Source organism: Streptomyces sp. NPDC057638 (genome assembly GCF_042800315.1).
In the GTDB taxonomy this organism is placed as follows: domain Bacteria; phylum Actinomycetota; class Actinomycetes; order Streptomycetales; family Streptomycetaceae; genus Streptomyces.
Genome location: NZ_JBHVHF010000298.1, coordinates 1 through 9,901 on the forward strand (window position 1 = coordinate 1; position 9,901 = coordinate 9,901).

The window sequence follows — 9,901 nt, forward strand, 5'->3', positions numbered from 1 at the left end:
GCCCTCGGTCTTCTCTCGCGCGGCCCGGTGCCGGGGCGGCGGTGTCCGGGCCCATGGCCGCGCGGGTGGGGGTGTGACCGCGCGGCGGGCGGTCACACCCATGGCTGTCGCCGAGCGGGATGCTGAGTCCCTCCCGCCCCCGGGACCTCCGCCCCCGGGACCTCCCGCCCCCGAGTCCCTCCCGTATCTCGGGACTTCCCGTACCCCGGGACCTCCCTCGGGGTACGGGATCTCCTTCGGGTACGGGAGGGACGGCGGCGGCCCGGACAGGGCCTGCGGGCAGGGCCTAGGCAGACACGGCCTAGCGCGCGGCCTTCATCGCCGAGGCCAGCCCGCGGGCCCACAGGGAGTTGACCCGGGCGCGCTCGTTCGCGTTCGGGACGGCGTTGGTGCAGGACGTGCCGGGGCCGCCGCCGGACATCAACTCGCTGCACGGGCCGCGGTAGTTGTCCGGCAGGCCGAGCACATGGCCGGTCTCGTGGGAGGTGACCCGGGTGGAGTTGTAGACCTGGTTCTGCCGGTAGTCGAGGAAGATGTAGCCCCGGCCCAGGCCGTTGACGCTGGCGTAGGAGCCACGGGGGTCATTGCCCTCGTAGTAGCGGAAGGACGGGTTGCTGCCCTCCTGGAGACGGACGTTGCTGACCGAGCTGTTCCAGATCCGGGTGGACTCGGCTATCTGGGCCCGGAAGGTGGGCGCGCTCGCGGCGTTGTAGGTGACCGTGACCACCCGGGCGCCCGGGTTGGCGGCCTGCTTCTCGGCCACGTGCTTCAGTACGGCCGCGAAGAACGCCTTCGTGGCCTTCACGTCCTGCGCCGAGCCCTCGTAGGCGACGAAGGACTGGGCGGCGCCCGCGGTGGGGGATTCGGGCGCCGTGGCGGCGGAGGCCGGGACCGTGCCCAGGGTGAGGGCGAGTCCGGCACCGAGGAGGGCGGAGAGTACGGTTCTGTGGTGACGCATGGGGGGATCTCCTGCTCGTCCGAAGAACGGGTTCGGTACGCAGGAGTGTCCGGGAACCACCCCCCGCCGGGGATGATGCCAACTTCCGATAACTCCGCCGCATCACCTGTCCCCCTCCGTCCGCTGTGCCCGAACTGTGTCTCTGGTGTGGCCGACAACGGCCGACCTACTCTCGGGACATGGAGCTGGAGGTGAGACATCTGCGCGCCCTGTGCGCCATCGCGGACGCGGGCAGCCTGCACAAGGCCGCCCGCCAACTGGGCGTCAGCCAGCCGTCACTGACCACCCAGCTGCGGCGCATCGAGAACGCGCTCGGCGCCGAACTCTTCTCCCGGGAGCGCTCCGGCTGCCGCCCCACCGTCGTCGGCCGGACCGTGCTGAGCCGGGCCCGGCCGCTGGTGGCCGAGATGGCCGCCCTCGTCGCCGAGGCCAAGTCCGCCGCCGCCCACGCCGACGGGCCCCGGCTGCGCATCGGCTCCACCGCCAGCCGCGCCCTGCCGGGCTGGATCGGCCGGCTCCGGCGGCGGCTGCCCGGTACCGACATCTCGCTCCATATGGACGTCTCCGCCAACGCGCTGCTGCGCATGGTCGCGACGGGCCAGCTCGACGTCGCCTTCGTCCATGAGGTGGAGGGCTGTCCGCTCACCGTTCCCGAGGGGCTCGCGGTCCGGGTGCTGATGGAGCGCGAGCCCCAGTTCGTCTCCATGGCGATGGACCACCCGGCCGCCGCCACACCGGTCGTCGACCTCGCCGACCTGGCCCGGGACCGCTGGATCGTCGACCCCACCGTCGATGGCGAATGGGATGGGTTGCGTCGGGTCCTGGCCGCCGCCGGGCTCAGCCCCCGGCTGCTCCACGGCGACTACCACACGGCGGCGCACCTGATCGTGGCGGGCGAGGCCGTCGCGCCCTGCCAGCCGACATCGGGGCCGCACGAGGGGATGGCGATCCGGCCGGTGCGCGGGGATCCGCTGGCGGTGCGGCTGCTGCTCTGTGTACCGGAGACGCCGGAGGCTGCGGGAGGGACGGGGGCGCCGGAGGTGACGGAAGGTTCCTTCGCTCGGGTGTACGAAGACCTGGAGGCGGCCTACCAGGAGGCGGCCGACCGGGTCGAGGCGTACCGGGCCTGGCTGGCGCGCGAGGGGAGCGGGCCGCTGGGCGCTCCGGCGGCGTGAGGAGAACCCCGGGTGAGGTGGGGGCGGCCGGCCCGTGCGGGTGGCCGGCGGGTGCGCGAAGGCCGCCCCCTCGCGGAGAGGGAGCGGCCTTCGGGCTGCGTACACCGCGATCGGAGAGGACCCTCGCGGGTCAGCCCTTCTTGGTCTCCCAGAAGATCTCGTCGACGCGGGCGATCAGGTCGAGCGCCTTCTGGCCGGTCGCCGGGTCCGTGGACGCCTTCGCGGCGGAGAGCGCCTTGAGGGTGTCGTTCACCAGCTGGTGCAGCTCCGGGAACTTCTCGAAGTGCGGCGGCTTGAAGTAGTCGCTCCACAGGACCGAGATGTGGTGCTTCGCCAGCTCGGCCCGCTGCTCCTTGATGACCGTGGCCCGGGCCCGGAAGTGCGGGTCCTCGTTGGCCTGGTACTTCTCCTGCACGGCCTTGACCGACTCGGCCTCGATCCGGGCCTGGGCCGGGTCGTAGACACCGCACGGCAGGTCGCAGTGGGCGCTGACCTTCACCTTGGGGGCGAATAGGCGGGAAAGCATGGAGCTGTCCTCCTCGTGATCGTCTTCTCAGGTGGGACATTACTCCGTGACTGGCCCGTTTTCGCGAGCGCCCCCGGGGGCTTAGGCCGAAAGTCCGGGGTCACTATGGGACTGGTGGCGGAACGTACCGCCGTAGCCGGAGGTGGCGGATGAGTGAGCAGGGGCGGGAGCCGAGCGCGCCGTTCGGCGTCGCGGAAGTGACGGGCCCGTCGATGTATCCCACGCTCAGAGGGGGTGACCGGCTGCTGGTGCACTACGGCGCCGGGGTGCGGCCCGGTGATGTGGCGGTACTGCGCCATCCGCTCCAGCAGGACCTGCTCATCGTCAAGCGGCTGGTGGAGCGCAGGGAGAGCGGCTGGTGGGTGCTGAGTGACAATCCCGGCGCCGAGGGCGACAGCCGGGTCTTCGGCACGGTCCCGCCCGAACTGGTCCTGGGCCGGGTGCGGGTGCGCTACCGGCCGCCGCGGCCCGGTCAGCGCTCGATGCGGGCGCGGGTCTCCTGGGTGCTCTCCTCGGTCCGGCCGGTGCTCTCCGACCGCTCGGTCTCCCGGCGCTTGCGGGCGCGGTAGGCGGCGACGTTGGCGCGGGTGGCACAGCGGTCGGAGCAGTAGCGGCGGGAGCGGTTGGTCGAGGTGTCGAGATAGGCGTTGCGGCAGGGTGCCGACTGGCACAGGCCGAGCCGTTCCACCCCGTACTCGGTCAGATGGAAGGCGAGTCCCATCGCCGCGATGGCCGCGTACCCCGCCGTGGCGTTGGAGGGGTGGTCGGCGAGGTGCATGTGCCACTTCGGCCGGCCGTCCTCGTCGCGGATGTCGTGCCCGGAGATCTGGGGGCTGACGGGGAACTCCAGCAGCAGTGAGTTCAGCAGGTCGACCGCCCGTGTCTCGTCCCCCGCGTCGGCGGCCGCGAAGACCGCCCGCAGTCGTCCGCGCACCGCGCGGAACCGGGTCACGTCCCCTTCCGTGGCGCGCCGGGCCGACTGCGCCGACGGGCCGAACAGCTCACGGACCGCCTCGACCGAGGTCAGGGTGTCCTTGTTCCGCGCCGGCTCCTCGGTGTTGACCAGGCGCACGGCATAGTCCGAGTAATAGGCCAGTTCCACTTGTAGTCCTTACCGGGGCGGTCTAGGGTCGTGGGCGTCGACAGTAAGAGACGATCCTGGATTCAGGGTATTACGGACGGAGGTCTTCCGGTGGCGCGTACGGAGACGGGGACGACCACGGTGGCGGAGACGGGAACGGGAACGCCCACGGGGGCGGGGACCGGGGAGACCGGGCCGGGAACGGACTGGCGCGCCTGGCAGACGAGCTGGGACCGGCAGCAGGAGTGGTACATGCCCGACCGCGAAGAGCGCTTCCGCGTCATGCTCGACATGGTCGAAGCCGCCGTCGGCACCGCGCCGCGCGTCCTCGACCTCGCCTGCGGCACCGGCACCATCACCGACCGGCTGCTCACCCGGTTCCCCGACGCCACCAGCGTCGGCGTCGACCTCGACCCGGCGCTGCTCACCATCGCCCGGGGCACCTTCGCCTCGGACGAGCGGGTCACCTTCGTCACCGCCGACCTCGCCGACCCCGACTGGACCGCCGCGCTGCCCCACACCTCGTACGACGCCATCCTCACCGCCACCGCGCTGCACTGGCTCAGGATGGGCCCCCTCGCCACGCTCTACGGACAGCTCGCCGGGCTCGTCCGCGACGGCGGGGTCTTCCTCAACGCCGACCGCATGCCCGACCGCTCGACCCCGCGCGTCAACGCGCTCGAGCGGGCACACCGGCACGCCGGAATGGAACGGGCCAAGGCGGCGGGCGCCCTGGACTGGGCCGAGTGGTGGGCCGTGGCGGCGGCCGACCCCGTACTGGCGGAGGCGACGGCGCGGCGGTTCGAGATCTACGGGTCGCACGCGGACGGGGAGACGCCGTCGCTGGGGTGGCACGTGGAGACGCTGCGCGCGGGGGGATTCGGTGAGGCGCGGGCGGTGTGGGGGTCGCCGTCGGACGCGATGGTGCTGGCGCTGAAGTAGGGCGGTGGGTGGGGGCCCGGCCCACGGCCGCGTTGTGGGCACGGCGGTGCCACACCGCTGGTGGCCTGGCGGGCCCCACCGCTGTGGGGGCACGGGGTCCGCGCCCGTGTGAGCCTCTGTTCCGCTTGGTGCGACGAGGGGTACCCCCGGCCGAAGGCTGGGGTGGGGGCACCTCCCAGGCGCGGGCCTGGGGGAGGGTGGGCACAAGCCCACCACCCGGACACCGGGTCCCCGTCGCGTCGGCCCTTGTCGGACGGGCCCGCACCCCGTGCACCCCCTCGGGGTACGTGCACGGGGTGCTGGGCGCAGCGGGGTCTGGTCCGGGGGGTGCGGGGGTGCGTCGCCGTGTGGGCCGGGTGCGGGGCTGGGCGAGTGGGGATGCCTGCCCGGCAGGGGGTTCCCCGTGTGCCCACCCTCCCCCAGCCTTCGGCCGGGGGGACCCCCATCGCCCAGCGGAACAGATGCCCACAACGGGGCGGAACCCGCATGCCCGCGACGGGGGTCGTGCTCAACACGGAAGTGGGACCCGCCCGCCTGGCGATGGGTGCGCAACCTTGGGCGGGCGGGGTTGCCGGGGTGGGGTCAGAGGACCTTGGAGAGGAAGGACTTGGTGCGGGCGTGCTGGGGGGTGGTGAGGACGTCGCGGGGGTGGCCCGACTCGACCACCACACCGTCGTCCATGAAGACCAGCGCGTCCCCCACCTCCCGGGCGAACCCCATCTCGTGGGTGACCACGACCATCGTCATGCCGTCCTCCGCGAGGTCGCGCATCACGTCGAGGACGTCGCCCACCAGCTCCGGGTCGAGCGCCGACGTCGGCTCGTCGAAGAGCATCAGCTTGGGTTCCATCGCCAGCGCGCGGGCGATGGCGACCCGCTGCTGCTGGCCGCCGGAGAGCTGGGAGGGGTAGTTCCCGGCCTTGTCGGCGAGGCCGACCCGGTCGAGGAGCTTCTCGGCGCGGGCCCGGGCGACGGCCTTGGTCTCCCCCTTGACCTGGACGGGGGCTTCCATGATGTTCTCGACCGCCGTCATATGCGGGAAGAGGTTGAAGCGCTGGAAGACCATGCCGATGTCGCGGCGCTTGAGGGCGACCTCGCTGTCCTTCAGCTCATAGAGCTTGTCGCCCTTCTGGCGGTAGCCGACGAGTTCCCCGTCGACATACAGCCGTCCCGCGTTGATCTTCTCCAGGTGGTTGATACAGCGCAGGAAGGTCGACTTGCCGGAGCCCGACGGGCCGATCAGGCAGAACACCTCGCGGGGGGCCACCTCCAGGTCGATGCCCTTGAGGACGTCGATCTGGCCGTAGGACTTGTGCACACCCTCCGCCTTGACCATCGCGTTCACGCGGAGACTCCCTTGGGGCGGCGGACCGAGAAGACGGTCGAGCGGATCTTCTGGAGCGGGGTGGCCGGCAGGTTCCGGGTGGAGCCGCGGGCGTAGTACCGCTCCAGGTAGTACTGACCGACGCTGAGGACCGAGGTCAGCACCAGGTACCAGGCGGCGGCGACGAAGAGCATCTCCACCGCCGAGGCCGTGGTCTGGCCGATGTTCTGGGCCTGGCGCAGGAGTTCCGCGTACTGGACGGCCGCCACCAGGGAGGTCGTCTTCAGCATGTTGATGACCTCGTTGCCGGTGGGCGGCACGATCACCCGCATGGCCTGGGGGATCACGATCCGGCGCAGGGTCTTGGAGCGGCTCATACCGAGCGCGTGGGACGCCTCGGTCTGGCCCTCGTCGACCGAGAGCAGTCCGGCGCGGCAGATCTCGGCCATGTACGCGGCCTCGTTGAGGCCGAGTCCGAGCAGCGCCGTCAGCAGCGGCGTCATGAAGTCGGACCACTCGTCGCGGTAGAAGCCGAAGTTGACGTACTCGAAGACCAGGCCCAGGTTGAACCAGACGAAGAGCTGCACCAGGACCGGGGTGCCCCGGAAGAACCAGATGTAGAACCAGGCGATCGAGGAGGTCACCGGGTTCGTGGAGAGCCGCATCACCGCGAGCAGGACACCGCCGGTGATGCCGATCGCCATGGAGATCACGGTCAGCAGCAGGGTCTTGCCGACGCCGTCGAGGATCCGGTCGTCGAAGAAGTAGTCGGGGATCGCGCCCCAGTTGATCTTCCCCTGGGAGAAGGCGTAGATCAGCGTGGCGAAGAGGGCGAGGGCCACGACCGCGCTGATGTAGCGGCCGTAGTGGCGGACCGGGATGGCCCTGATCGCCTCGGGCGGGGTCGGCGTGCCGACCGTCCCGCCGCCCTTGTCGGGTCGGCCGGGCTCGTCTGCCTTGTCGGTGTTGACGGTCACGGGGGGTGCCTTTCAGTGCCGGGTCGGTACCGGGTCGGGTCCTGTCCTGGCGGTACGGCCCTCGGGCCGTACCGCCACCGGGTCAGGAGCCGCCGTTGACCGTGGCCGCGGTCACCGCGCCCGCGGCGACGCCCCACTTGTCGAGGATCTTCTGGTACTCGCCGTTCTTGATGATCGCGTCCAGGGCGGCCTTGAGCGCGTCCCGGAGCTGGGCGTTGTCCTTGGCGACGGCGATCCCGTACGGCGCGGCCTCGACCTGCTCGCCGACGACCTCGAACTCCTTGCCGCCGCCCGCCGTCTTCGCCGCGTAGGCGGCGACGGGGAAGTCGGCGGAGCCCGCGTCGGCGCCGCCCGCGCGCAGCCGGGTCTGGGCCTCCAGGTCGTTGTCGAACGCCTCGATGGCGATCTTCTTGGCGCCGCACTTGGCGCTCTGGTCCTTGGCGAGGTCCTCGGAGACCGTGCCCCGCTGCACCGCGATCTTCTTGCCGCAGAGGTCGGCCCAGGTCTTGATCCCCTGGGTGTCGCCCTTCTTGGTGTAGATCGAGACACCCGCGGTCAGATAGTCGACGAAGTCGACACCCTCGCCGACCTTCTTGCCGGTCTCGGAGTCGACGCCGTTCTGGCGGTCCTTGGTGTCGGTCATGGCCGACATCGCCATGTCGTACCGCTTGGAGCGCAGCCCCGTGATCAGGGTGTCGAAGGTGCCGTTCTGGAAGTCGAACGTCACCCCCAGCTGCTTGCCCAGCGCCGCGGCTATGTCCGGGTCGATGCCGACGGTCTTCCCGGAGCCGTCCTTGAACTCGACCGGCGGATAGGCGATGTCCGAGCCGACCCGGACGACGCCCTTGTCCTGGATGGCCTTGGGCAGCTGGTCGAAGAGCGGGGCGGCGGCCTTGGTGGCCTCGCCGCCGCCCTCCTTCTTGGTGTCGTCCGTCTGGTCGCCGCACGCGGTCAGCAGCAGGGAGCCGGCGACCGCCACGGCGCCGGCCACGGCGAGCCGGGAGGTGCGGGTCCGGGGCTTCGCGGTGCTCGGGCGGCGGGTGGAGCGTGCGGTCATGGTCGAGGTCCTCCGGCGTGTCAGAGAGCTGCCATTCGTGGTGCGTATCCCGGTCGTGTACTCATCGTCGAGTCTCGCGACCTCGGGTGTTTTCGGCATCTTGCCACTCGGACCAGCCGATTCAGGGGGGTGCGCATGTCAAAATCGGATAACGGGACGTCTCCGGCCGCCACCCGTGCGCCGGTCAAGACCGGACCTTTCACTGGATTAGCGATGACCCGCCGGAAGATCTGCGGCGGACGGCCCATCCTGGGCGGGACGCAGTGCGCTTAGCCGACCGGTCCCGATGTATCCCAACTGTGTCCTGATGTGTCTGGTCATACAGCCCATAAGGCGACCCGTACCCGGACGCGACACATCAGCGCCCGGAAATAGACTCGTCTCAGCCACTCCTTGTGAGGTAGGAAGGACGATTACACCCCTCATCCGGGGCTCGGGGCGCGTGTGCGGCGCGCCCGCGTGTCCGTCATTCCCCCGTGCGGCGGCGAGACCGCCAGACGCCGGGCCGGACGCGGTATGCCCGCCCACCCTCCTTAACCAGGAGTGGACACCCTCAACTGATGAAGACTTAAGGGGTCTATCAACATGGCAGCGGAGATCGTCAACTCTCCCAGCGGCAATGGTCACCTTGGCGACAGCGGCCCGGAGAGCGCTCCCGGCGAGCCCTTCGATCCGGCCTTCGCCCTGCACCGGGGCGGAAAGCTCTCCGTACAGACCACGGTGCCCGTGCGTGACAAGGACGACCTGTCCCTCGCCTACACCCCCGGTGTGGCCAAGGTGTGCAGCGCCATCGCCGAGCATCCCGACCTGGTCCATGACTACACCTGGAAGTCCCAGGTCGTGGCCGTCGTCACCGATGGGACCGCGGTCCTCGGGCTCGGCGACATCGGCCCGGAGGCGTCGCTCCCCGTGATGGAGGGGAAGGCGATCCTCTTCAAGCAGTTCGGCGGGGTGGACGCGGTGCCGATCGCCCTGGCCACCACCGACACCGACGAGATCATCGAGACCGTGGTGCGGATGTCCCCCTCCTTCGGCGGGGTCAATCTGGAGGACATCTCCGCGCCCCGCTGCTTCGAGATCGAGCGCAGGCTCCAGGAGCGGCTGGACATCCCCGTCTTCCATGACGACCAGCACGGCACCGCCATCGTCACCCTCGCGGCCCTGCGGAACGCGGCGAAACTGACCGGCCGGTCCATCGGTGATCTGCGGGCCGTGATCTCCGGCGCGGGCGCGGCCGGGGTGGCCATCGCCAAGTTCCTGCTGGAAGCCGGTCTCGGTGACGTCGCCGTCGCCGACCGCAAGGGCATCGTCAGCGCCGACCGCGAGGACCTCACCCCGGTCAAGCGCGAGCTGGCCGAGCTGACCAACAAGGCCGGGCTCACCGGTTCGCTGGAGTCGGCGCTGGCCGGGGCGGACGTCTTCATCGGCGTCTCCGGCGGCACGGTGCCGGAGGAGGCGGTGGCGACGATGGCGCCGGGCGCCTTCATCTTCGCCATGGCCAACCCGAACCCGGAGATCCACCCCGACGTCGCGCACAAGTACGCGGCGGTGGTCGCCACCGGGCGGAGCGACTTCCCCAACCAGATCAACAACGTCCTCGCCTTCCCGGGGATCTTCGCGGGCGCGCTCCAGGTGCGGGCCTCGCGGATCACCGAGGGGATGAAGATCGCGGCGGCGGACGCGCTGGCCGATGTCGTCGGTGACGCGCTGGCCGCGGACTGTGTGATCCCGTCGCCGTTCGACGAGCGGGTGGCCCCGGCGGTGACCGCCGCCGTGGCGGCCGCGGCCCGCGCGGAGGGCGTCGCCCGCCGCTAGGCGCTTCTCTTCCCTTCGTACGGTCAGGGGCCCCGCCGCACATGGCC

At 71.0% G+C, this 9,901-nt stretch carries 10 protein-coding genes; 4 read left to right on the forward strand and 6 right to left on the reverse strand.

The features are described from left to right. Positions 1 to 301 precede the first annotated feature (301 nt). Complete coding sequence (gene snpA / locus ACFVIM_RS28745) at positions 302 to 958, reverse strand: snapalysin (RefSeq protein WP_384307240.1); 657 nt, start codon at positions 956 to 958, stop codon at positions 302 to 304. A 179-nt stretch (positions 959 to 1,137) separates the two neighbouring features. Between snpA and ACFVIM_RS28750 the strand changes: the two genes are divergently transcribed. Continuing rightward, positions 1,138 to 2,133 carry a LysR family transcriptional regulator gene (locus tag ACFVIM_RS28750; protein ID WP_384307242.1) on the forward strand — a complete coding sequence of 332 codons (996 nt, stop codon included), beginning with the start codon at positions 1,138 to 1,140 and terminating at the stop codon, positions 2,131 to 2,133. 130 nt (positions 2,134 to 2,263) lie between these two features. On the opposite strand, the gene sodN is transcribed toward ACFVIM_RS28750, so the two are convergent. Next, a complete protein-coding gene (gene sodN / locus ACFVIM_RS28755) occupies positions 2,264 to 2,659 on the reverse strand; it encodes a superoxide dismutase, Ni (RefSeq protein WP_384307244.1) in 396 nt (131 codons plus the stop codon). A 149-nt stretch (positions 2,660 to 2,808) separates the two neighbouring features. On the opposite strand from sodN, the gene sodX reads away from it, so the two are divergent. After that, entirely contained in the window at positions 2,809 to 3,228 is a 420-nt protein-coding gene (gene sodX / locus ACFVIM_RS28760) for a nickel-type superoxide dismutase maturation protease (RefSeq protein WP_384307246.1), read from the forward strand. Here sodX and ACFVIM_RS28765 read toward each other — a convergent pair. Next, complete coding sequence (locus tag ACFVIM_RS28765; RefSeq protein WP_384307249.1) at positions 3,132 to 3,761, reverse strand: CGNR zinc finger domain-containing protein; 630 nt, start codon at positions 3,759 to 3,761, stop codon at positions 3,132 to 3,134. The genes sodX and ACFVIM_RS28765 overlap by 97 nt on opposite strands. A gap of 120 nt (positions 3,762 to 3,881) precedes the next feature. Here ACFVIM_RS28765 and ACFVIM_RS28770 point away from each other — a divergent pair, with 120 nt between their 5' ends. Continuing rightward, on the forward strand, positions 3,882 to 4,682 hold the full coding sequence (locus tag ACFVIM_RS28770) for a class I SAM-dependent methyltransferase (protein ID WP_384307261.1): 801 nt from the start codon (positions 3,882 to 3,884) through the stop codon (positions 4,680 to 4,682). Between the two features lie 582 nt (positions 4,683 to 5,264). Here the strand turns inward: ACFVIM_RS28770 and ACFVIM_RS28775 are convergent. The 3 genes from ACFVIM_RS28775 to ACFVIM_RS28785 all read right to left on the reverse strand — a co-directional run bounded on the left by ACFVIM_RS28775 (position 5,265) and on the right by ACFVIM_RS28785 (position 8,039). Next, entirely contained in the window at positions 5,265 to 6,026 is a 762-nt protein-coding gene (locus tag ACFVIM_RS28775) for an amino acid ABC transporter ATP-binding protein (protein ID WP_384307252.1), read from the reverse strand. Next, positions 6,023 to 6,982 carry an amino acid ABC transporter permease gene (locus ACFVIM_RS28780; protein WP_384307254.1) on the reverse strand — a complete coding sequence of 320 codons (960 nt, stop codon included), beginning with the start codon at positions 6,980 to 6,982 and terminating at the stop codon, positions 6,023 to 6,025. Before ACFVIM_RS28780 ends, ACFVIM_RS28775 begins: the two co-directional genes overlap by 4 nt. A gap of 82 nt (positions 6,983 to 7,064) precedes the next feature. Then, a complete protein-coding gene (locus ACFVIM_RS28785; protein WP_384307257.1) occupies positions 7,065 to 8,039 on the reverse strand; it encodes an ABC transporter substrate-binding protein in 975 nt (324 codons plus the stop codon). A gap of 585 nt (positions 8,040 to 8,624) precedes the next feature. On the opposite strand from ACFVIM_RS28785, the gene ACFVIM_RS28790 reads away from it, so the two are divergent. Beyond that, entirely contained in the window at positions 8,625 to 9,854 is a 1,230-nt protein-coding gene (locus tag ACFVIM_RS28790) for an NADP-dependent malic enzyme (protein WP_384307259.1), read from the forward strand. Positions 9,855 to 9,901 lie beyond the last annotated feature (47 nt).

Excerpts from the sequence above, each read along its gene's own strand:
- sodN (WP_384307244.1), bottom strand. The coding sequence starts at position 2,659 with ATGCTTTCCCGCCTATTCGCCCCCAAGGTGAAGGTCAGCGCCCACTGC.
- ACFVIM_RS28790 (WP_384307259.1), top strand. The coding sequence starts at position 8,625 with ATGGCAGCGGAGATCGTCAACTCTCCCAGCGGCAATGGTCACCTTGGC.
- sodX (WP_384307246.1), top strand. The coding sequence starts at position 2,809 with ATGAGTGAGCAGGGGCGGGAGCCGAGCGCGCCGTTCGGCGTCGCGGAA.
- ACFVIM_RS28750 (WP_384307242.1), top strand. The coding sequence starts at position 1,138 with ATGGAGCTGGAGGTGAGACATCTGCGCGCCCTGTGCGCCATCGCGGAC.
- snpA (WP_384307240.1), bottom strand. The coding sequence starts at position 958 with ATGCGTCACCACAGAACCGTACTCTCCGCCCTCCTCGGTGCCGGACTC.
- ACFVIM_RS28785 (WP_384307257.1), bottom strand. The coding sequence starts at position 8,039 with ATGACCGCACGCTCCACCCGCCGCCCGAGCACCGCGAAGCCCCGGACC.